Origin of the sequence: Serratia sp. H1w (assembly GCF_000633355.1) — a bacterium.
Lineage (GTDB): Bacteria > Pseudomonadota > Gammaproteobacteria > Enterobacterales > Enterobacteriaceae > Chania.
In genome coordinates this window covers 1-290 of record NZ_AYMQ01000184.1, presented here as the reverse complement: position 1 = coordinate 290, position 290 = coordinate 1, and the positions used below count along the sequence as shown (strand labels likewise).

Below are 290 nucleotides of genomic sequence, written 5' to 3'. Positions count from 1 at the left end.
GATGTCAGTTCTTCTACCGGGTTCAATATTCAACTGAATGATTGTGATTCCACCGTTTCTAGCAAGGCATCTGTTGCATTCACCGGCACCGCGGTAAACGCTACCTATCCTACTGCGCTGGCCCTGCAAGGCTCTGCAGCGGGTAACGCAAGCAACGTTGGTGTTCAGATCCTTGATCGCGCCGGTACAGCACTGGCAGTTGATGGCGCTACCTTCAGTGCGGCTACTACGCTCTCTGATGGCACCGTGGTTGTTCCATTCCAGGCTCGTTATATCGCAACTGGCGCAGC

1 protein-coding gene is annotated in these 290 nt (G+C 54.1%); it reads left to right on the top strand.

The genetic code is table 11. From position 1 onward, the window contains the following. Positions 1-290, top strand: a 290-nt coding sequence (locus U869_RS0128425; protein WP_029988566.1) for a fimbrial protein, incomplete at both ends; no start/stop codon positions are given.